The sequence below is a fragment of the Kibdelosporangium persicum genome, from assembly GCF_013280595.1.
Classification (GTDB): Bacteria; Actinomycetota; Actinomycetes; order Mycobacteriales; family Pseudonocardiaceae; genus Kibdelosporangium; species Kibdelosporangium persicum.
Genome location: NZ_JAAATY010000014.1, coordinates 146,485 through 168,608 on the forward strand (window position 1 = coordinate 146,485; position 22,124 = coordinate 168,608).

The 22,124-nt window shown below is 67.7% G+C and carries 18 protein-coding genes; 12 read left to right on the top strand and 6 right to left on the bottom strand.

Translation table 11 applies throughout. From position 1 onward, the window contains the following. Positions 1–181: 181 nt before the first annotated feature. From GC106_RS24685 to htpG, 3 genes are all read left to right on the top strand, one after another. Complete coding sequence (locus GC106_RS24685) at positions 182–694, top strand: lytic polysaccharide monooxygenase auxiliary activity family 9 protein (protein ID WP_173135227.1); 513 nt, start codon at positions 182–184, stop codon at positions 692–694. Between the two features lie 163 nt (positions 695–857). Next, positions 858–2,381 (top strand): tannase/feruloyl esterase family alpha/beta hydrolase, encoded by a 1,524-nt coding sequence (locus tag GC106_RS24690; RefSeq protein WP_173135230.1) that lies wholly within the window; start codon positions 858–860, stop codon positions 2,379–2,381. Positions 2,382–2,508: 127 nt separating this feature from the next. Continuing rightward, entirely contained in the window at positions 2,509–4,365 is a 1,857-nt protein-coding gene (gene htpG / locus GC106_RS24695; protein ID WP_217280904.1) for a molecular chaperone HtpG, read from the top strand. Positions 4,366–4,418: 53 nt separating this feature from the next. Here htpG and GC106_RS24700 read toward each other — a convergent pair whose 3' ends face one another. Beyond that, positions 4,419–5,399 (bottom strand): aldo/keto reductase, encoded by a 981-nt coding sequence (locus tag GC106_RS24700; RefSeq protein ID WP_312872819.1) that lies wholly within the window; start codon positions 5,397–5,399, stop codon positions 4,419–4,421. Between the two features lie 121 nt (positions 5,400–5,520). Between GC106_RS24700 and GC106_RS24705 the strand changes: the two genes are divergently transcribed. Next, positions 5,521–7,284, top strand: a complete 1,764-nt coding sequence (locus GC106_RS24705) for an alpha/beta hydrolase (RefSeq protein ID WP_217280905.1) — start codon at positions 5,521–5,523, stop codon at positions 7,282–7,284. A gap of 105 nt (positions 7,285–7,389) precedes the next feature. Here the strand turns inward: GC106_RS24705 and GC106_RS24710 are convergent, their stop codons facing one another. After that, positions 7,390–7,878: a DUF2165 domain-containing protein gene (locus GC106_RS24710; protein WP_173135235.1), complete on the bottom strand. Its 489-nt coding sequence runs from the start codon at positions 7,876–7,878 to the stop codon at positions 7,390–7,392. 100 nt (positions 7,879–7,978) lie between these two features. Between GC106_RS24710 and GC106_RS24715 the strand changes: the two genes are divergently transcribed. Further along, positions 7,979–8,806, top strand: a complete 828-nt coding sequence (locus GC106_RS24715; RefSeq protein WP_173135237.1) for a phosphatidylinositol-specific phospholipase C/glycerophosphodiester phosphodiesterase family protein — start codon at positions 7,979–7,981, stop codon at positions 8,804–8,806. Positions 8,807–8,862: 56 nt separating this feature from the next. Here the strand turns inward: GC106_RS24715 and GC106_RS24720 are convergent, their stop codons facing one another. Further along, on the bottom strand, positions 8,863–9,273 hold the full coding sequence (locus GC106_RS24720; protein WP_173135239.1) for a hypothetical protein: 411 nt from the start codon (positions 9,271–9,273) through the stop codon (positions 8,863–8,865). Between the two features lie 220 nt (positions 9,274–9,493). On the opposite strand from GC106_RS24720, the gene GC106_RS24725 reads away from it, so the two are divergent. The 4 genes from GC106_RS24725 (at position 9,494) to GC106_RS24740 (ending at position 17,539) form a co-directional block, all read left to right on the top strand. Further along, entirely contained in the window at positions 9,494–9,967 is a 474-nt protein-coding gene (locus tag GC106_RS24725; protein ID WP_173135242.1) for a sigma factor-like helix-turn-helix DNA-binding protein, read from the top strand. Positions 9,968–10,028: 61 nt separating this feature from the next. Next, complete coding sequence (locus tag GC106_RS24730) at positions 10,029–10,619, top strand: OB-fold-containig protein (protein WP_173135245.1); 591 nt, start codon at positions 10,029–10,031, stop codon at positions 10,617–10,619. Between the two features lie 3 nt (positions 10,620–10,622). Next, positions 10,623–12,692, top strand: a complete 2,070-nt coding sequence (locus tag GC106_RS24735; protein WP_173135248.1) for a flotillin family protein — start codon at positions 10,623–10,625, stop codon at positions 12,690–12,692. After that, positions 12,689–17,539: a DNA repair ATPase gene (locus GC106_RS24740; protein ID WP_173135251.1), complete on the top strand. Its 4,851-nt coding sequence runs from the start codon at positions 12,689–12,691 to the stop codon at positions 17,537–17,539. Before GC106_RS24735 ends, GC106_RS24740 begins: the two co-directional genes overlap by 4 nt. Here GC106_RS24740 and GC106_RS24745 read toward each other — a convergent pair. Both GC106_RS24745 and GC106_RS24750 read right to left on the bottom strand, forming a co-directional pair. Beyond that, a complete protein-coding gene (locus GC106_RS24745; protein ID WP_173135254.1) occupies positions 17,517–18,095 on the bottom strand; it encodes an HD domain-containing protein in 579 nt (192 codons plus the stop codon). The genes GC106_RS24740 and GC106_RS24745 overlap by 23 nt on opposite strands. Positions 18,096–18,102: 7 nt before the next feature. Continuing rightward, positions 18,103–18,795 carry a TetR/AcrR family transcriptional regulator gene (locus GC106_RS24750; protein WP_173135257.1) on the bottom strand — a complete coding sequence of 231 codons (693 nt, stop codon included), beginning with the start codon at positions 18,793–18,795 and terminating at the stop codon, positions 18,103–18,105. 76 nt (positions 18,796–18,871) lie between these two features. Here GC106_RS24750 and GC106_RS24755 point away from each other — a divergent pair, with 76 nt between their 5' ends. Beyond that, positions 18,872–19,846 (top strand): zinc-binding dehydrogenase, encoded by a 975-nt coding sequence (locus GC106_RS24755; RefSeq protein WP_173135260.1) that lies wholly within the window; start codon positions 18,872–18,874, stop codon positions 19,844–19,846. Positions 19,847–20,064: 218 nt separating this feature from the next. Here the strand turns inward: GC106_RS24755 and GC106_RS24760 are convergent, their stop codons facing one another. Then, a complete protein-coding gene (locus GC106_RS24760; RefSeq protein WP_217280906.1) occupies positions 20,065–20,583 on the bottom strand; it encodes a hypothetical protein in 519 nt (172 codons plus the stop codon). A 285-nt stretch (positions 20,584–20,868) separates the two neighbouring features. Here GC106_RS24760 and GC106_RS24765 point away from each other — a divergent pair, with 285 nt between their 5' ends. Further along, positions 20,869–21,399, top strand: coding sequence for a PadR family transcriptional regulator (locus GC106_RS24765; RefSeq protein WP_173135266.1), 531 nt, complete (start codon positions 20,869–20,871; stop codon positions 21,397–21,399). Next, a complete protein-coding gene (locus GC106_RS24770; protein ID WP_173135269.1) occupies positions 21,396–22,124 on the top strand; it encodes an ABC transporter ATP-binding protein in 729 nt (242 codons plus the stop codon). Before GC106_RS24765 ends, GC106_RS24770 begins: the two co-directional genes overlap by 4 nt.

A 22,124-nucleotide genomic window follows, 5' to 3' on the forward strand; every position in this document is an offset into this window, starting at 1 on the left:
CCGTCCGGTAACGAGCCCCCAGGAGCAGCGGGAATTCGCCATCTCTTGACCGATACGTCGGACGTTAGTATGGTCTAGACCACAAACCCCTGCAGGTCTTGTGTTTGGTATCGGTACCCGGCGGAGGGACCGGTCGGCGCGCGACACCGGACCGCAGCTCGTCGTGACGAGGAGCTGAAAAATGAAGCGCAAGTTCATCGCAGCCGTGGTCGGTGCGCTGGTCGCCCCGCTGCTCACGGTGGTCCTGCCGGCCGGAACGGCCAGTGCGCACGGCTGGATCGTCAGCCCGTCCAGCCGTCAGGACCAGTGCAAGCGTGGTGTCGTCGCGTGCGGCGACATCAAGTACGAGCCGCAGAGCGTGGAGGGCCCGAAGGGGCTGCGCAACTGCCACGGCAACGTGGGCAGGTTCGCCGAGCTGAGCAACGACGGCAAGGCCTGGCAGGTCCAGAACGTCAGCCCGGTCCAGACGTTCACCTGGAACCTGACCGTTCGCCACCGCACCAGCACGTGGGAGTACTTCATCGGCGGCACCCGCGTGTGGTCGCAGAACGACAACGGTGCCCAGCCGGCTGCCACCGTCACGCACAACGTGAACCTCGGAAGCTTCCGTGGTCGCCAGAAGCTGCTCGCCATCTGGAACATCTCGGACACGGCGAACGCCTTCTACGCGTGCGTCGACGTCAACATCCGCTGACGTCGGGCAGGACCGGTCCCGGGCCGGTGGCGAGTCCACGCCACCGGCCCGGGATCTTTCACATCGGGTGTTCCGGCCGCCGCTCGACCGTCCACTGTGTCCTTTGGCCGGCCACCGGGCCGCGCGAGTATGGTGCTTGAAGTCACACGAACTGGGGAGCACCATGAAAAGACTCTTCGGCGCCATGGTGGCGCTCGTTTCGGCGACAGCGTTGGTGACCACGCCTGCTGTCGCGTACGCCGCGCAGGGATGTGCCGCGGTGAACAGACCGACGGTGCCCGGCGCCGACGTCGTGTCGGTGACCGCTGTCGAAAAGCCCGGCGGGTCCGTCGAATATCCGCCTGAGTTCCAGCTTCCGCCGGTTACGAACGTCCCGCCGTACTGCGACGTGACGGTCGTCCTGACGCACCCGGGCGTGGGCGACAAGGTCGCCGTGAAGGTGTGGTTGCCGATCTCCGGGTGGAACGGCCGGTTCCAGGGCGTCGGTGGCGGCGGCTACTCCATGGCGGTCTGGGACGCCGGTCTGGCTGAGCAGATCAAGCTCGGTTACGCGGCCGCGACCACCGACGGCGGCGTGGACACCAACACCGGCAGCCCGGCCAAGTGGGCGCTGGACGCCGACGGCGACGTCAACACCGAACTGCTGAAGAACTTCGCGTCCCGGTCGTTGCACGACATGGCCGTCGCGGGCAAGGCCGTGACCACGCAGCACTACGGGCGCGCGGCGAACTACTCGTACTGGAACGGCTGCTCGACAGGCGGACGCCAGGGGCTGATGAACGCGCAGCGCTACCCGGACGACTACGACGGCATCAACGCGGCGGCGCCCGCGATCAACTGGGACCGGTTCCTGGTCGCGGACCTGTGGCCGCAGGTCGTCCAGACCTCCGAGCGCAACCGGATGTCGCTGTGCGAGCAGGACGCGTTCGAGAAGGCCGCGCTCGACGCGTGCGACACGATCGACGGCGTGGCCGACCGGGTGGTCAACGACCCGCGCAAGTGCCACTACAACCCGTACGACCTGGTCGGCACCAAGATCGTCTGTGCCGGCCAGGAAGTGGTCATCTCCCGGGCCGACGCCGAGGTGATCCGCGAGATCTGGGACGGCCCGCACGGCTGGTACGGCTTCAACCGCGGCATGGACATCGGCTGGCTCGCCGGGGATCCGCCGTTCGAGATCAGCGCGACCTGGGTGCAGTACTTCATCAAGCAGAACCCGGCCTACGACATCGCGAAGATGACGTACGCCGACTACTACCGCGTCTTCGCCGAGTCGCGGGCCCGCTACAACAGCGTCATCGGCACCGACGACCCGGACCTGACGGCGTTCCGGAGGTCCGGCGGCAAGATGATCACCTGGCACGGCACGGACGACGTGTTGATCCAGTACCAGGGCACCGTCGACTACCGCGAGCGCGTCGGCCGCAGGATGGGCGACGTGAACGACTTCTACCGCGTGTTCCTGGCCCCCGGTGCGGACCACTGCGGCGGCGGCCTGGGCGCGTCCCCGGTGGACCCGATGGCGGCGCTGGTCGACTGGGTCGAGAAGGGCAAGGCCCCGGAAACCCTGCCCGCCCGGACCGCCGACGGCACAGCGACCCGCGACCTGTGCCTCTATCCGTTGGTGCCCAAGTACAAGGGCGGTGACCCCAACTCGGCGGCCAGCTTCACCTGCCGCCGGGCCTGACCTGCCCCCGGCTGGGTCCGGTGGTGCTCGTGCCACCGGGCCCGGTCGTACCATCGACGGCGTCTGGACGTCCGGCCCGGGGGACGGGCCGGGAAGCCCTTGAGATAATCGCGGAGTGGACACCCAGATGGAAACGCTCGAGTTTCAGGCCGAGGCACGCCAGCTCCTGCAGTTGATGGTCCATTCGATCTACTCGAACAAGGACATCTTCCTGCGTGAGCTGATCTCCAATGCCTCCGACGCGCTCGACAAGGTGCGGCTCGCCGCGTTCCAGGACAAGGACCTGAACGCGGAGACCAGTGACCTGCACATCGAGCTCGAAGCGGACAAGCAACAGCGCACTCTCACCGTTCGTGACAACGGTATCGGGATGTCCCGTGACGAGGTCGTCGACCTGATCGGCACCATCGCCAAGTCCGGTACCGCCGAACTGCTGCGCAAGCTCAAGGAGAGCAAGGACAGTTCCGCCGATCTGATCGGCCAGTTCGGTGTCGGTTTCTACTCCAGTTTCATGGTGGCCGACAAGGTCACGCTGGTGACCAGGAAAGCGGGCCAGAGCCAGGGCACCCGGTGGGAGTCCGAGGGCGAGGGCACGTACACCATCGATTCGGTCGACGACGCCCCGCAGGGCACTTCCGTCACGCTGCACCTCAAGCCCGAGGACGCCGAGGACCACCTTTTCGACTACACCGCCGAGTACAAGATCCGCGAGATCGTCCGGCGGTATTCCGACTTCATCACCTGGCCGGTCCGGCTCAAGGTCGAGAAGACCGAGAACGACGAGACGAAGACCGAGTTCGAGACCATCAACTCGATGAAGGCGCTCTGGGCCCGGTCGAAGGACGAGGTCGCCGAGGACGAGTACAAGGAGTTCTACCGGCACATCAGCCACGACTGGACCGATCCGCTCGAGATCATCCAGATGCAGGCCGAGGGCACGTTCGAATACCAGGCGCTGCTGTTCATCCCGTCACGCGCGCCGCTCGACCTGTTCATGCGGGAAAGCAAGCGCGGGCCTCAGCTCTACGTCAAGCGCGTGTTCATCATGGACGAGTGCGAGGCCCTGATGCCGGAATACCTCCGGTTCGTCAAGGGCGTCGTCGACGCGCAGGACCTTTCGCTGAACGTCTCCCGGGAAATCCTGCAGCAGGACCGTCAGATCCAGCTGATGCGCCGCCGCCTGGTCAAGAAGATCCTCTCCACCATCAAGTCGATGGACGCGGAAAAGTACCAGACGTTCTGGAAGGAATTCGGCGCGGCGGTCAAGGAAGGCCTCGTCAACGATTTCGACAACCGCGAGAGCATTCTGGAGATCGCGTCGTTCGCCTCGACGCACGACCCGGAGAAGCCGACGACGCTCAAGGGATACGTCGAGCGGATGAAGGACGGCCAGGAGCACATCTACTACCTGACCGGCGCGTCCCGTTCCATCATCGAGAACTCGCCGCACATGGAGGCCTTCAAGGCCAAGGGCTACGAGGTGCTGATCCTCACCGACGCGATCGACGAGATGTGGGTCGGCTCGGTGCCCGAGTTCGACGGCAGGCAGTTCCAGTCCGTCGCCAAGGGCCAGGTCGACCTGGACACCGGCAGCGACACCGAGGAGAAGTCGAAGGACTTCGCCGGCCTGCTGTCGTGGATGACCGAGACGCTGAAGGACAACATCAAAGAGGTCCGGCTGTCCTCCCGGCTGACCACGTCGCCCGCCTGCATCGTGGGTGACTCGAACGACGTCACCCCGACGCTGGAGAAGATGTACCGCGCGATGGGCCAGGAACTGCCGCCGATCAAGCGGATCCTGGAGCTCAACCCGGACCACGCGCTGGTCACCAGCCTGCGCAAGGCCCACGAGGAGAACAAGGAAGGCGCGGCCGAGACCGCGGAACTGCTCTACGGCATCGCCCTGCTGGCCGAAGGCGGCGAACTGGCCGACGCTCCGCGCTTCACCCGCCTGCTCGCCGACCGCCTCGCCCAAGCCCTCTGACCCCCTCGTGAGTGGTTATCGGGGTTAGAACCCTGATAACCACTCACGAGTGTCTACCAGCGGTGATGGACCTGGGCGCGGATGCGGTTGTCGTAGAGGTCCTCGATCGCCGCGAGCGTCTCCGCTGACAGGGGCGCGACACCGGCCGCGGCCGAGTTGGCCTGGGCCTGCGAGACGTTCCGTGCGCCGGGGATCACTGTGCTGACACCGGGCTGCTGCACGACCCAGCGCAGCGCCAGCTGGGCCGGGGTCACTCCGGACGGCGCGAGAGCCGCGAACTCCTGGGCGGCCTGGACACCGGTCTCGTAGTCGACGCCGGAGAACGTCTCGCCGACGTCGAACGCCTCGCCGTGCCGGTTGTAGTTGCGGTGGTCGTTCTCGGGGAACGTCGTGTCGGCCCGGTAGCGGCCGGACAGCAGGCCGGACGCCAACGGCACCCGCGCGATGATCCCGACCCCGGCCGCCGCGGCGGCGGGCAGGACTTCCTCCAAAGGCTTGCGGCGGAAAGCGTTCAGGATGATCTGGATGGTCGCCACGCCGGGCCTGGCGATCGCGGCCAGAGCTTCGGCACAGGTCTCGACGCTCACGCCGTACGCGGCGATCCGCTGTTCGGCGACCAACGTGTCGAGGCCGTCGAAGACCTCGTCCGAGTCGATCACCGACCGCGGTGGGCAGTGCAGCTGGACCAGGTCCAGCACGTCCATGCCGAGGTTCTTGCGTGACCGGTCGGTCCACGCCCGGAAGTTGTCGAGGGTGTAGTTGCCGGGCTCCTGGGCCATCCGGCGGCCCATCTTGGTCGCCACGAACGGGCGGTCCGAGCGGCCGGCGACGTACTTGGCGATCAGCTGCTCGCTGCGCCCGTCGCCGTAGACGTCCGCGGTGTCCAGGAAGGTCACTCCGGACGAGACGGCCGCGTCGAGCACGGCCAGCGCGTCCTTCTCGTTGACCTCGCCCCAGTCCGCGCCCAGTTGCCATGTGCCGAGGCCGATCACCGAGACGTCGCGGCCGAGCCTTCCCATGCTGCGTTGTTCCACGCCCCGATCCTCGCACTGAACACCCGCGGCCGCGAAATCAAGACGATTTGCCCCTCCCGCCGCCACTTTTCGTCGGGTAGTTATGTACCGCATGGCCCCCTTACGTGTCTTAGTCTCAGCCGTGGCGTGCTCCGCCATGGCGCTCGCGGTGCTCGCCGTGCCGAGCGCCGCCCTGCCGGACCGCAAGCCCGCGGAGCCGCCCGCCCCGGCCATTCCGCAGCGTTACCTGGACCAGCCGATCCAGTGGGCACCGTGCTCCTTCGACGCGAGCATCAAGCAGCAGTACCCGCAGGCCCCGACCACCAACTGCGCCACGGTCAAGGTGCCGATGGACTGGCACAACCCGGACGCGCACCCGGACATCAAGGTGGCGATCTCGCACAGCAAGGCCACCGGCCCGGTCCGCGGCCTGCTGACCAGCAACCCGGGCGGCCCTGGGGGCGCCGGGCTGAACCTGACGGCCACGCTCGCGGTGTCCCGGCCGCAGATGTTCCGGGACTTCGACCTGCTGGGCTTCGACCCCCGCGGCTTCGGCCAGAGTGAGGCACTGCGCTGCCTGACCACGACCGAGGAGCTGGCGGCGCTGCCGACCACGCCGGACTACCGCGTGCGTGACGAGCAGACCCACCGCACCGAGATCGCGGAAGCAAGGCTGCAGGCCAAGGCGTGTGCCGCGACCGAGTTCGGCCGGTTCGTCAGCAGCCAGCAGACCGTGTACGACATGGACTTCCTGCGGGCGCTGCTCGGCCACCGGCTGCTGAACTTCGTCGGATACAGCTACGGCACGTGGCTCGGCGGCTGGTACGCCGACACGTACCCGCAGCGTGTCGGCCGGTTCGTCCTGGACTCCAACATGGACTGGACGCACTCGCAGTGGGACAACGTCAACTTCGACCCGTGGTCGTACCAGCGCCGGTTCGACACGCAGTTCAAGCCGTGGGTCGCCAGGCACGCCGACCAGATCACCGGTCCCCTGGGCACCACGGCCGACGAGGTCCAGCGGACCTACGACAGCATCCGGGGCAAGCTGTCCGAGCTGCACCGGGCGGGCACGACCGACGTCCGTGCGGACGACCTCGACTTCAGGGTGCTCGGGGTGATCGGCAACAACCGCCGGTTCATCCGCGCGACCATCGACATCCTGGTGCACGACGAGCTGGTGAAGGCCCCGGCCGCGCGGATCCAGGCCGGTCACGTCGAGGGCGCCTGGGGCAGGCTCGCGCCCGCTCTGCAGGCGTTCGACTCGTTGGCGGCGATCAAGTCCCGGTACGGCGTCCCGGCCGTCGCCACGGCTGCCGCGGAGGTCAACCTCGGTGCGATCTCCACGACCGTGCGCTGCAACGACACCGCGTGGAACAAGGACCCGCGGTTCTACACGCGTGAAGCCGACCGGATGGCCAAGCGCTACCCGTGGGCCGGTTACCTCAACGGCGTGCCGATGTGCGCGTTCTGGCCGTACCCGCCGCAGGACCGCAACCTGGACCTGAAGGGCGCGCCGCGGATGCTGTTGGTGCACAGCGAGCTTGACCCGCAGACCGCGTACGAGGGTGCTTTGCGGACGTACAAGGACATCACGCATGCCGCGCGGCTCGTGTCCATCGACGACGAAGGCCAGCACGGCCAGTACATCCTTGGCCCGTCGGCGTGCGTGCAGCAGTTCGGTGACCGGTTCCTGTTCAACGGGGAACTGCCCGGCCGCAACGAGATCTGCGGTACCTCACCGCTTCCCGAGGACGGTTCGGTCTACGAGGTCAGGGGCCCGCTCGACGGCAAGGCGGTTCCGTTGCCGCGCAGCCTGTTGAGCTCCGCCGCTGACGCGAACCCGTTGCTGCAGGAGATCTTCGACCAGGCGGCCGAGCAGCCGTTGAAGGCGCTCAACCGGTAGTCCCCGACGTCCGGGGCCTCCTGAGCGGGGCCCCGGACCCGGCCCGGTCCGTCGATCCCGGGCGGCCGGGCGCTTCTGTTGTTGGGCACCAAGCGAAATGTGCGGTCAGGCGTCCGGGCGTTCGCGTAACCGGGTGAGGATCAGCCCGGCCAAGGCGATCAGGAAATTCGACGTCGCGGGCTGCAGACCGTTCCACTGCTGCGACTGCCACATGGCGAACCACTCGCCGCCGATCGCGATGAAACCCGCGCCGAACAACAACATCATCATCAGGAACCCGACCGTCCCGAAGGGACGCGCCCGGGGGTTGTCACGGACGCCCATGACGAACCCGATGCCGAGGACGATCGCGGTGAGCGCCTCCCAGACGATGATCGCGATGTAGACGATCAGCGCGACCGCGGGGCTGGTGATCGCCCGCCACATGGTGTTCGGCGACTTGAACGTGGTGTCCATCGCGAGCACGTGCTCGACAAACGCCCGGTTGGTGGGGAAGTCGGTGATGTTGTTGACCGTGACGAGCGCCATGTAGAGGGCGGCGATGCCGGTGGCCACCGCGATGGCCGTACGCAGGCTGCCGAGCCGGGTGATCATGGGCGGGACTGTAACAGACCGGCTACACTGCGAAGTGGTTGTTTTCCTCTTCGCCAGTTATTCATGTCCGCTCAGGTCAACCCGGCTTAGGGTGATCCACATGCGGGTATTGACGGTTGTTCTGAGCGTTTTCGCGCTCGTCTTCGGTGCGTCCACAGTCGCCTCGGCCACCCAGGTGCGGCCCTTGCCGCAAGCGCACGCGCACAACGACTACGAGCATGCGCGTCCCTTGTTCGACGCGCTCGACCACGGCTTCACGAGCGTGGAGGCCGACATCTACCTGGTGGACGGTCAGCTGCTCGTCGGCCATGATCCGGAGGACCTGACGCCGGACCGGACGTTGCAGTCGCTGTACCTCGATCCGTTGGCCCGCCGGGTGAAGGTCAACCATGGCAAGGTCTACCGCGGCAAGCCGGCCGCGTTCCAGTTGCTGATCGACATCAAGACCAACGGCGTGGCCGCGTACACCGCGCTGGACAAGGTGCTCCGGCAGTATCCGTCGCTGTTCACCCAGTACGTCAACGGTTTTGTGCTCCGCGGCCCGGTGACCGCGGTGATCTCCGGCGACCGCCCGCGTGACCTGATGGCGTCGCAGCGGCACCGGTTGGCGTTCTACGACGGCCGCATCGCCGACCCGGCCGACCTCGGCCCGGGCTCCGACGCCCGGCTCACCCCGCTGGTGTCCGACAACTGGACCAAGCTGTTCACGTGGACAGGCGCCGGTGAATTCCCCGCCGCGGAACGGGAACGACTCACCCGGATCGTCTCGGCGGCGCACCAGGCCGGTCAGCGGGTCCGGTTCTGGGCGACGCCGGACGCCCCGGGTGCCGCCCGGGACGCGATCTGGACCGAGCTGCGCAAGGCGGGCGTGGACCACATCAACACCGACGACCTCGCCGGCCTGCAGTCCTTCCTCACCCGCCGCTGATCAAACCTCGTGAGTGTTTATCAGGGTTCTAACCCTGATAAACACTCACGAGGGGGTCAGGGTTCGTTGGGCTTGTAGCAGCTGGTGAAGCCGTCGGGTTTGCGGCTGGCGTCGGCGAACATGCTCTCCACCTGAGCTCGCCGGAGGTTCTCGGGAAAACCGGGCCAGTCCGGTTCCTGGCCGTTGACGTGCAGCTCGTCCAGCCAGTAGCCGGACTGGCCGGAGACCTTCTCGAACTCCAGCTCGCAGCCCTTCACCCGGACGACCGCCTCGAGCACCTTCGTGCTCGACTTCACCGTCCTGCCACCGACCTTCTTGGTCTTCTTCTCCGTCTCCGAGGTCGGCTGCACCGTGCCGAACCCGGCGGCCTTGAGTTCCTCGGCGAACTTCGACTCGCTGCTCGAGCACGCCGACAGCGTGCCCGCGGTGCCCGCGACGGCCAGGACGAGTGCGATCTTGTTCCTCACCCGCGCAGCAAAGCCGAAAGATCAACGGCGTAACGCCGATTCGACGGAATAGTTATCCGGCCGTTAGCGAACTCGTTGCGCCGAGTGGAGTATTACCGGCGCGTCCCGGAATCGGTTCGCCACCCACGGTATTTCTTCGAAAAAACCCGGAAAGTCGCGTAAGTGGGAACGTTTCCGTCAGTCACACCCCTGACTGGTCGCGCGATCCCGGGGAGACGTCATGAGTCTCGGAGCCATCGTTCTCGGAACGATCAAGCCTGTCGTGGTGCGGTACTGCCGTGCCCGGATCGGACGGCGGGACGGATCGTTCGCCGTCGCCGATCTCGTTGCGACGGAGGCGTTGCACGCGGTGCTCCGGGCGCTGCCGGCCGAGCGGGAACCGTTGTTGGCCGTCACTTACCGAATAGCTTCGGAAAAAGTGAACGAGGAACTGAACGGCGAGCCGGGCTGTGCCGACACCGACCTCGACGTGGCCATACTGCCAGGTCACGAGCGGGAGATCATCATCCTGCGCGCGCTGTGCGGGCTGACCGCCGAACAGACCGCCGAGGCGATCGGCAGTACTCCGCCGGTCGTCCGGCTCGCCCAGCACCGGGCGCTGGAAAAACTTCGGAAAAGGCCCCAAGTGGACAGCCAAGTGACACGATTCGATCACGTCCCGGGAGCGAAAACGCTCAGTGAGCGCTGCCGCTGAGTTATAGTCGCCCGGCCGGGCCGATGGGGAGGCAGGCGATTTCGGCGTCTTGGGGGGCGGGTTGGCCGAGTTCTTGCAGGCAACGCTGGCTTTCCCGGCCGTGCTGTGCACGTTTCTGCTCGTCGTGTGCGTCGGTTACTGGTTGCTGACCTTGTTCGGCGCCGTCGACGTGGACGAGGACGCGGGCGATCTGCTCGGCGCGCTCGGATTCGGTGGCGTGCCACTGACCATCGCGCTCACGCTGACGATCGTCGTCTCCTGGTTTCTCAGCCTGGTCGGCACGGTCCTGTTGGCCGGCACCGGAACCGTCACCAGGATCGTCCTCGGCACGGTGGTCCTGCTGGTCGCCGTCGTCCTGGCGCTGCTGGTGACCAGGCTGCTCGTGACACCGCTGCGCAAGGTGTTCCACACCGGACCGGGTGCGTCACGCGCCGATTTCGTCGGCCGCACGTGCGTGATCAGGACCGGCACCGTGACAGGCGACTTCGGCCAGGCCGAAGTGCACGCCGAGGACGGGTCCTCGGCCATCGTCCAGGTCCGGCAGGCCGGCGAGGACGACCTGCGCGCCGGCCGGACGGCGCTCATCTACGACTACGACACCGATGGCGAGTTCTTTTGGGTCGCCCCGGTCGAGACTCACCTGAAGGACTGAGACATGGACGTTGTCGGAATCGGGGCGGGCGTGCTGATCGGCGTCGTGCTGCTGGTCATCCTGGTCATCCTCTTCGTGGTCAGCAGGCTGTTCCGCAAGATCGAGCAGGGCAAGGCACTGATCATCTCCAAGGTGCGCAAGGTGGACGTCACCTTCACCGGCGCGGTCGTGCTGCCGGTGCTGCACCGCGCGGAGGTCATGGACATCTCGGTGAAGACCATCGAGATCAACCGGGCCGGTCAGGAAGGCCTGATCTGCAAGGACAACATCCGCGCCGACATCAGGATCACGTTCTTCGTGCGGGTCAACAAGACCGCGGAGGACGTCATCAAGGTGGCACAGGCCATCGGCACCGCGCGGGCCAGCGACGAGGCCACGCTGCAGGCGCTGTTCAACGCCAAGTTCTCCGAGGCGCTCAAGACCGTCGGCAAGCAGCTGGACTTCGTCGACCTGTACACCAAGCGCGACGAGTTCCGGGACCAGATCATCCGGGTGATCGGCACCGACCTGAACGGCTACAGCCTTGAGGACGCCGCGATCGACTACCTCGAGCAGACCCCGATGAGCCACCTCGACCCGGCCAACATCCTTGACGCGCAAGGCATCCGCAAGATCACCGAGCTGACCGCGATCGAGCACGTGCGGACCAACGAGTACCAGCGCAACGAGGAGAAGGAGATCACGCGGCAGAACGTCGACGCCCGTGAGCAGATCCTCGAACTGGAGCGGCGCAAGGCCGACGCGGAGGTCAAGCAGCGCCGCGAGGTCGAGACGATGAAGGCCCGCGAGGAGGCCGAGATCGCCAAGGTGCAGGCCGAGGAGCGGCTCAAGGCGCACACCGCGCACCTGCGCACCGAGGAGCAGCTGGGCATCCAGGACCAGAACCGGGCCCGCGAGGTCGCCGTGGCGGAGAAGAACCGGGAACGGGTCATCGCGATCGAGACCGAGCGGATCGAGAAGGACCGCCAGCTCGAGGTGATCGCCCGCGAGCGGGAGACCGAGCTGTCCAAGATCAGCAAGGACAAGGAGATCGAGGGCGAGAAGCGCGCGATCGCCGAGGTGGTCCGGGAGCGGATCGCGGTGGACAAGACCGTCGCCGAACAGGAGGAGACGATCAAGCGGCTGCGCGCGGTCGAGGAGGCCGAGCGGATGCGCCAGGCGCTGGTCATCCAGGCCGAGGCCGAGGCCCAGGAGAAGCTGGTCAAGGACATCAAGGCGGCCGAGGCCGCCGAGCAGGCCGCGAAGCACGACGCACGCCGCGAGCTCGCGCTGGCCGAGGCCCGTCAGCAGGCGGCCGAACTGGAGGCCCGCGCCAAGATCCGGCTCGCCGAGGGCACCCAGGCCCAGGCTGCGGCGGAAGGCCTGGCCGGCGTGCAGGTCCGGGAACGCGACGCGGACGCCATCGAGAAGGTGGGCCGCGCGGAGGCCGCGGTCGAGCGGGAGAAGGCGTTGGCCAAGGCCGAGGCCACCGAGAAGATCGGCCTCGCCCAGGCCGGGGTGGACCGCGAGAAGGCCGTCGCGGTCGCGGACGCGTTGCGGGAGAAGCTGAAGGGCGAGGCGGAGGGTCTCACCGAGAAGGCCGCCGCGCTGGCCGCGATGAGCGACGCGACCCGCGAGCACGAGGAGTACCGGTTGCGGCTGGAGATGGAGAAGGACATCCGGCTGGCCGGCCTGGACGCGCAGCGCAAGGTGGCCGAGTCGCAGGCGTCGGTCATCGCGGCGGGCCTGGAGAAGGCCGACATCGACATCGTCGGCGGCGAGTCGATGTTCTTCGACCGCCTGGTCGGCGCGGTGTCGATGGGCAAGAGCATCGACGGGTTCGTCGAGCACTCGGCGACCGCGCGGACGCTGGCCAGGCCGTGGCTCAACGGCGAGCAGAGCTTCACCGAGGACATCGGCCGGATCCTCGGCGGCATCAGCACCGCCGACGTGCAGAACCTGACCGTGTCGGCGTTACTGCTCAAGCTGATCGGTTCCGGCGGCAAGGAAGCGGCCAAGCTGCAGGAGCTGCTGGACACCGCGAACCGGCTCGGTATCGGTGAGCACTCGGTGGCGGGCCTGCTGCCCCGATGACCACGACCGCCGCTCCTGTCTCGCTGGACGAGGGCACGTACGAGCTGTTGCGAGCGCGGCTGGCGGGCCACGCCGCCGCGCTCACGGCCCGTGCCGAAGAGCTGAACACCAAGCGCCTCGAGGTGTTCGGCAGCACCGAGTTGCGGCTGATCGGCACCGAACGGATCCGGACCGAGAACAACTGCGTGCCGCGGGACGTCGTACCCGTCAACGGCTCGATGTTGTTCGGGTACAACGTGTTCATCGGGCTGCGACCGGAGACCGAGGTCGACGACGTCTTCTCGCTGCACTCGTTCGTCCGGGACGGCGACGCGTTCCGGTTCGACGACGCCGCCGTGCCGGGCCTGATCGACGACCCGCGGTTCGTGCACGACTTCGCCGAGTTGTACCGGTACTACAAGGAAACCCGGCTGCTGCAGCTGCGCCGCGTGGAAGGCAGGCTGCTCGCGGTCTTCCAGACGGGCGCGTCGGCGTCCGACATCAGGGTGATGCGCTGGAAGATCACCACGGACGGCACTGTGTCCTATGAGGACAACCGTGGTGAACGTGACCACGTCTTCCCGCCGTCGCACGACTTCGAGTGGGTCGAGACGACCCGGGAGGACCACGTCCTCGGCAGGCACCCGCACATCTCGATCCAGAACGAGGTGTTCATCGAGTCGGTCGGCGGCGACCTGACCATCAAGCTGGAGAACAACACCGAGACCGGCGAGGGCGTCTACGCCGAGCCGGTGACCGAACCGCTGCAGAGCCTGGCCGACGCCGACGTGCACTACGCCCGCGTCGGCGCGTTGATCCTGCTGAAAATCCGGCCGTACAAGGAAACCGACTGGCGTCACCTGGTCTTCAACACCCAGACCAAGGGCGTCGCGCGGCTGGACGGCATCGGGCAGGCGTGCCAGCGGTTGCCCGAGGACCAGGGCGTCATCTTCCCCGGTGGCTACTACCTGGCCACAGGTGCCGCGAAGACGTTCGACACGGACGTGGCGGGCCTGGAGTTCGAGCGGACGATCCGGTCGACCAACGGCGAGGACGTGCTCTACGTCTTCCACGCCCGCGCAGCCGGCCGGTACCTGTTGTTGCCGTACAACGTGATCCGCAAGGAAGTCGGGACGCCGATCCCGTGCCACGGGTGGTCGTTGTTCGACGACGGCACGCTCGTGGTGTTCCGTGCCGTTTCCGACGAACCGACCCGCGTGCATCCCATGCAGGTGTGGCAGACGCCGTACCTGTCCGACACGTACGCGGCCGCGCAGGAAACCGGCGAAGGCCCGCTGGGCCGAGTCGGCAACGCCGAACTGGTCAGGGGAATCTCGGACTGCCTGTCCGTTTCCCGGATGGTGGGCGAGATGGCACCGTCCACTGAGGTCTTCGAGGCGTTGATCGCGGCCTGTGACCGGGCGTTCGACCACTATCACTGGCTCGGCGAGCAGGACCTGTGCGACCTGCGCACACCGCTCGCCGACGTGCGCGCCACCGCCGAGCAGGTGCTCGACGAGTTCGAAGGCGTGCAGGCACTGACCAACCAGGCCGCGACCGCGCTGGCGGAGTCCGATCGGGACATCGCCTCGCTCGTGCGCAAGGTTCGTGGTGAGGCGCCGAAGACCGCGGACGCCTGGGTGTCGCAGCTGGCCGACCTGCGCAAGGCGCAAGGCCACCTGATCACGTTGAAAGAGATGCGGTACATCGACCTCGCCCGCATCGGCTCGTTGAACGACCTGCTGACAACCGAGCTCGACACCGCGGCGCAGCGCGCGGTCGCGTTCCTCAGCGGGGAGAACGCGTTCGCCGGGTACCACGAGCAGGTCGAGCGCCTGGTCGCGGAGGGCGCGGCGATCAAGACCGTGGCCGAGGCCGCGCCGGTCCAGCGACGTCTCACCGACCAGGCCGAAGGGCTCGAACTGCTCACCCAGGTGGTCAGCTCGCTCGACATCGCCGATGCCACGGTCCGTACCGGAATCCTGTCGCGCGTCGGTGAGGTCCTCGGCGGGATCAACCGCGCACGCGCCACTGTGGACGGACGGCGCCGGGAACTCGCGGCCAGCGAGGGCCGTGCCGAGTTCGCGGCCGAATTCGCGTTGGTGGGGCAGGCGATCACCGGTGCGCTGGCGGTCGCGGACACGCCACAGAAGTGCGACGAGGGACTCGGCCGGCTGATGCTCCAGCTGGAGAACCTGGAGTCGCGGTTCGGCGAGTTCGACGACTTCATGGCCGAGTTAGGCGCCAAACGCACCGACGTCTACGAGGCGTTTTCCGCGCGCAAGCAGGCTTTGCTGGACGAACGGGCCCGGCGCGCGGACCGTCTGGTGGAGTCCGCGAGCCGGATTCTGGGCAGTGTGCGGCGCCGGGCAGGTCAGCTGGAGACGCTGGACGACGTCAACACGTACTTCGCGGGCGACCCGATGGTGGCCAAGCTCCGCGCGGTCGCCGACGACCTGCGAGCCCTGGGCGACCAGGTCCGTGCGGAGGAACTGGACGGCCGGATCAAGGCCGCGCGCCAGGAAGCGGGCCGGTCGCTGCGGGACCGGCTGGACCTCTACGCCGACGGCGGCGAGACGATCAAGCTGGGCAGGCACGTGTTCGCGGTGAACACGCAGGCCATGGACCTGACTCTGGTGCCGAGCGACGACCGCCTGGCGATCGGGATCACCGGAACGGACTTCCGTGACCCGGTCGTCGACCCCGAGTTCGAGACCACCAGGCCGTTCTGGAACCAGCTGCTGGTGTCCGAGACGCCCGAGGTCTACCGCGGCGAATACCTCGCCACCGTCGCGCTTCCGTCCGCACCTCTGGACGAAAGCGCTGTGCTGGAGCATGTGCGCGAGGTCGCCGAGACCCGTTACGACGAAGGCTACGAGCGCGGCGTGCACGACCACGACGCCGCCAAGATCCTTGAAGCGATCCTGCGGCTGCGTGCCGGCGCGGGAGTGCTGCGGTACACGCCGCAGGCACGTGCGGCCGCGACGATCTTCTGGGCGTTCGGGCCGGACGAGGCCGCGAAGACGGTGTGGTCCCGCCGGGCCGGGTCGCTGGCTCGCGCCCGGACCGCGTTCGGCCACACGTCCGCGATCGACGAGCTCACCGCCGAACTGACCGGGGAGATCACCGCCTTCCTTGCCGCGCAGGGGCTCGAAGGTGACCCGTTGGCGGGGGAGTACCTGTTCGAAGAGCTGGCCAGGGCGCCCTTCGGCTTCGCCACCAGCGCGGGCGCACGCTCGTTGGCCGACAGGTTCCGCCGTGCTCTGGGCACAGCCAAGGAGTTCGACGACGACCTGCGGGCGATCGACGGCGTGGCCGAGCGGCACCAGTTGATCTCCGCCTGGCTGACGGCGTACTTGGCCAGCGTCGGGGAAACCAGTGCCGACCTGCCCGAGGCGATCGCCCTTGAGCTGTGCCGTGATGTGCCGCGGCACGACTCCTCGGCCGCGCTAGAGGCGACCGTCGAAGGCCTGCTGGGCACACATCCGAGGATCGTGGACCGGAAACTGACCTTCCGCCTGGACGAACTGCTCGCCCGGACCCGCCGGTTCCACACCGAACGGGTCCCGGCTTTCCGCGCGTACCAGAAGAAGCGTGCCGACCTTGTCACGGCTTCGCGGCAGGCGCTGCGGTTCGACGAGTTCCAGCCGAAGGTGATGAGCGCGTTCGTGCGCAACGGCCTGCTCGACGAGGTCTACCTGCCGCTGATCGGTGACAACCTGGCCAAACAACTCGGCACCGCGGGCGATTCGAAGCGCACCGACCAGATGGGACTGTTGCTGCTCATCTCCCCGCCCGGGTACGGCAAGACGACGTTGATGGAGTACGTCGCCAACCGGCTCGGCCTGGTGTTCGTGAAGGTCAACGGGCCCGCCCTCGGCCACTCCGTGACCTCCGTCGACCCGGCCGAAGCGCCGAACGCGACCGCACGCCAGGAGATCGAGAAGATTTCGTTCGCGCTGGAGATGGGCAGCAATGTGCTGCTGTACCTGGACGACATCCAGCACACGTCGCCGGAGTTGCTGCAGAAGTTCATCTCGCTCTGCGACGCCCAGCGCCGGATGGAGGGCGTCTGGAAAGGCAGGACCAAGACGTACGACCTGCGCGGCAAGCGGTTCGCGGTGTGTATGGCAGGCAACCCGTACACCGAGTCCGGTCAGCGCTTCCGGATTCCGGACATGCTAGCCAACCGGGCGGACGTGTGGAACCTCGGCGACGTGCTGTCCGGCAAGGAAGACCTGTTCGCCCTGAGTTTCATCGAGAACTCGTTGACGTCCAACGCCGTGCTGGCCCCACTGTCCACACGCGAGCGTGCCGACGTGCCGAAGCTGGTGCGGCTGGCCAAGGGCGACCCGGCGATCCGGCCGGACCAGTTGACGCACCCGTACTCGTCGGTCGAGCTCGACCAAGTGCTGTCCGTGCTGCGCAAGCTGTTGACGGTGCAGAAGGTCGTGCTCGCCAACAACCAGGCGTACATCGCGTCAGCCGCCCAGTCGGACGCTTCCCGGACCGAACCGCCGTACCAGCTCCAAGGTTCGTACCGGAACATGAACAAGCTGGCGGAGAAGATCGTCCCGGCGATGAACGACGCGGAGCTGGCGGCCCTGATCGACGATCACTACATGGCCGAGGCGCAGACGTTGACCTCAGGCGCGGAAGCCAACCTGCTCAAACTCGCCGAGCTGCGGGGAACCCTCACGGCGGCCCAGGCTTCGCGGTGGGCCGAGGTGAAGGCGGCCTACGTGCGTGACCTCGCGCTGGGCGGCGACTCGGAAGACCCGATGAGCCGCGCGGTGGGGGCGGTCGGGCTCCTGGCCGACCAGGTGGGCTCGATCGCCTCGGTGCTCAGAGATTCGCGAGGTGACTGAACTCGTTCCGCCACTTCGCGTACCACTCCTCGAACCACGGAAACCCTTGGCTGAGCGGCACGATCGTGCGCACGGTCTCCAGGTAGTACTTCTGTTGCTTCGCTGGCTTGGGATGTGTGTTCAACCGCTGTACGTTGCTGAGCCGGTCGGCGAGCTTGACCGTCAGGGCGTCCTTCGGCGCGTTCTTCAGGTTTTCCAGGTACGCCTCGCGGTCCTCACCCTTGGTCACCCAGTTGACCAGTTCCGCGACCCTGTCCCCGAACTGCGCCCGGACGGTCTCCAGGTCGCAGTCGGTGTCCTCGACGACGTCGTGCAGCACACCCGCCCTCAGCACGTCGATGTCCGTCACGCCCACACCTTCGGCGAGGACGGTCACCACTTCCAGCAGGTGCTCGACGTAGGGTTCGCCCGCGGGCCTGGTCTGATCCCCGTGCCACCGCACGGCGAACTCGACGGCCTCGTCCAGCAGGTGCAGGTCGGGCACGCGCCCGTTCAGCCGCTGCCGCAGCGCCGGCCAGCCGTCCTTGGCCTCGAACGTCTCAAGTGGATGCACCATTCGAACCTTATACCTTGTGTCTTGGGATGACCGACCTTCGACCACCCGTCCGTTTCGCCGGTCGGGCCGCGTCGGTGATCGACAGCGCGGGCACCAACCGCGGCACTGCCGGCAGGGGCGAGGCCACGGGCGAGGCTTGGAACGCCTGGATCGCGAGCGCGGCGAAGCGCCGGGAGGCCGCGACCCGGGCCGCCGGTGACGCGGCGCGGATGCCGCTGTTGGCCATGAGCATGAGGATCAGGTCGTCCAGGACGAAGTCGGGACGCAGACGGCCGGCGGCTTTGGCGCGACGGGCGAGTTCGGCGATCGCGTTCAGCGAGTAGGTCCGGATCGCGGCGAAGTCCATCGCGTGCGGAAACGTCGACGTGAAGGCCGCGGTGAAGCCCCGGTCGCGGGCGTGCAACTCACAGATCCTCTCGACCACGAGCCGGAAGCCGTGCCACGGATCAGGATCGGCCAGCCCTTCGTCGACGATCGACTGGCAGGCCAGCATCTGGTCCGTGAACGCCTCGGTGACCAGCGTCTCCTTGGTCGGGAAATGGCGGTAGAGGGTGGCGGGGCCGACTCCGGCGCGCCGGGCGATCTCCCGCAGCGGCGCGTTCAGACCTTCCGCGGCGAACACCGCGCGAGCCGCGTCGAGGATGCGTGCACGGTTGTCCCGGGCGTCGGAGCGCGGCCGGTGAGGCAAACGATCGGTCACCGCTCTCACTTTAGCCAAACGGACGGGGGCGTCCGTTAACGTCGGCCCGGTTGATCCCGGAACGAGGAGACGGACAGTGAAGGCAGTTGCGGTTCAGGCGTTCGGAAGTCCCGAGGGCCTCGCGGTCGTCGACGTCGTCGACCCGAGTCCCGCCGAGGGACAGGTGCTGATCACCACCGAGGCGATCGGCGTCGGCGGTGTCGACGCCGTGATCCGAAGCGGTGCGCTCGCCGCCTACGGCTTCTCCGAAGGGCACATTCTCGGTGGCGAGATCGCGGGCACCGTGGCCGCGGTGGGCGAGGGCGTCGACCCGTCATGGATCGGTCAGCGCGTGTGGGCGTTCACTGGCGTAGGTGGCGGTTACGCCGAGCAAGCGATCGCCTCGGCCGAGACGCTCATCCCCTTGGCGGCGACCGTGTCGGCTGTCGACGCGGTGACGCTCGGGAGTTCCGGCGCGGTGGCCCACTTCGGCCTTCGCCATGCCCGCTTCGCTCCGGGCGAGTCGGTGCTGGTGCGCGGCGCGGCCGGCGGCATCGGGATCATGGCGGTCCAGCTCGCGGTTCGCGGTGGCGCCGGTGCGGTGGCGGTCACGACCTCCTCACCCGAGCGTGGTGACCGTCTGCGCAAACTCGGCGCCACCCATGTGCTGGACCGCACCGGCGAGGGAGACAAGGACGCGCCCACCGGCTACGACGTCATCATCGACATCGTCGCCGGCACGGCCCTGCCTTCGTTTTTCGCCAAGCTCAACCCGAACGGTCGCATGGTCGCCGTCGGCGCGGTCGCGGGCGAGCCGCCGGCGGACTTCGCGACGGAGATGTTCGCGGCGTTCCAGAAGTCGCTGTCGTTCGCGACTTTCAGCGCCAACACCGTGCCCGTGTCCGACCGGCGCGCCGTGACCGCCGAACTGTTCGCTGCCGCGAGCCGCGGTGAGCTGGAAACCGTCGTGCACGAGGTGCTGCCTCTGGAGCAAGCCGCACTGGCTCACCAGAAAATGGCGGCAGGTGAGGTGTTCGGCAGAATCGTGCTCACGCCATCGGCGACCGGGTGACTCACTGGGCCGGGGCGGGCGTGTCGTCTGTGCCGGCAAGTCGGAGTTGGCCGCGTGGAGGCTGCCGGAACACCAGAAAGCGACGCTGGTCTCGGGCGGAGTGCCGTTGCTCGAAGGCGTTGTTGTTCTGGAGGGAGGCGTAGAGCCCCTGCCACGACCGTTGATCGGGCCGCTTCAGCGCCAAGGCCTGTCGCAGTGCGTCAGCACCGCCCTGGGGTTCAACCGGCACCACCGCTCACGACGCGGGGCATGGCGGAAGAGTTGCGCCGGCGCCGGTAGGCAAGCGCCAAGGCCACGACGAGTGGTCCCCAGGCCAGCCAAGGGATGTAGAGCGCCATCACGGACGGCCCGGGCGTGGGCAGGCCGTTGTCGTCGCCGATCAGTATCACACCGCGTTCGACGAAACCGAACAGCGTGTTGAGCACCCAGTACAGACAGATGACGATCACTAGCACGCCTCCGGCCAGCGCGGGGATCACCGCCGCTCGGACCGGGATGTTCCGCCCACCGACGAGCGGAACCCACCGAGGGATGCGTTCGCCCCAGCGGTGCACAAGGCCCAAGGTGAGCAGCGCGGCACCCATGGAAAGCCCAGTGAGCAGCAGGAGGTACCAACCACCGCTGACAAGACCGACCTCTTGCGTGAACGCTTCTCCGGTCCGCCACACCGCCGACAGAAGTACGCACAACGGCACGGCGTAGGCCGCCCACACCGCCCAACGCGGCACGGTCGCCACTGAGGCTCCATCAGTTGGCGAACTCATCATCCCTGTCCCCGCTTCGATCCGGTGTCCTTGCAGGACGGAAGCTATTGCACGCGACCTGACATCTCTCTCAGTAGCCGACTATCCCGGCTGTGCTGTACCCAGCGGGCAGTGCCAGACCGGCTGAGCCGCTTTCGGCGCCACCGCGCAGAAGACCACTCAGGTAGGCCGTTGGCCGCTCCGCAGCACCCGACGGCGGATTTGACAGCGCATATAGATAACGGTTATCTATATGCGTCTACGCGGAGGGTGTGACGGGTGCAGGACGTGGTGCTGGCCATGTTGGCGAAGGAGCCGGCGCATGGGTACGAGCTGCGCAGCCGGATGCGTGACGCGCTCGGCCCGCTCGGCGACGCCATGAACGCAGGGCAGATCTACGTGACGCTGACCCGGCTGGCGAAGGCGGGAATGGTGACCTCGCAACGTTCCGAGGGCCTGCCGGACCGGCCCGACCGCCGGGTCTACGCGCTGACCCCGGCCGGGCAGGAACGGGTCTCCTCCTGGCTGGCCGAGGTGAGCTGGCCGAAGCCGGACCTGACGGAGTTCCATCTCAAACTGGTGGCCGCCGCGACCGCACGGCTGGCCGACCCCGTGGCACTGGTCGACGCTCAGCGGCGCGAGGTGCTGCGCCGGCTGCGAGACGCCCAGCGGGCCGCGCTGGACAGATCGGTGGACCCGGTTGCCGGGCTGCTGCTGGAGGGCGTCGTGCTGCGGCTGCGGGCCGACCTGGAGTGGCTGGAGGCGTGCGAGCGCATGTGGACCGGCCGAAATCGGAAGGCGGGGGCATGACCGGGTCGACGCTGCTGGCGGCGCGTGGGCTGACCAGGCGGTATGGCCGGGGTAGCGGGCTGGTGCGCGCGGTCGACGAGGTCGACCTGTCGGTACCGGCCGGGCAGACGTTGGCGGTCATGGGCCCAAGTGGCTGTGGCAAGTCCACCCTGCTGCATCTGCTCGGTGGCCTGCAACGACCTACCGGTGGGAAGGTGTGGCTGGCCGGCCGCCGGATCGACATGATGAGCGAACGGGCGCTGGCCCGGCTGCGACGGGACAGCGTCGGGTTCGTCTTCCAGTCCTTCCACCTCATGGACGAGCTGACCGCGGTGGAGAACGTCGAGCTGTCCGCGCTGCTGGCCGGGCAGTCACCCCGCCGGGCCCGGCAGCGCGCCATGCACCTGCTGGACCGGGTCGGGCTCGTCGACCGCGCCGACCACCTGCCCTCGGCACTGTCCGGCGGCCAGCGCCAACGGGTCGCCATCGCCCGCGCGCTGAGCAACCAGCCGCTCGTCGTACTGGCCGACGAACCCACCGGCAACCTGGACAGCGCCGCCACCTTGGAGGTGCTGCGGCTGTTCGACGACCTGCGCACCGCGGGGCAGACCCTCGTGGTGGTCACCCACGACACCCGCATCGCCGCGGTCGCCGACCGGATGATCACCATGCGCGACGGGGTGTTCGTCGACGACAGCCGCCTCGCCAGTGCCGCCACCGGCCCTGTCCACGACGGGCGGCGCTGA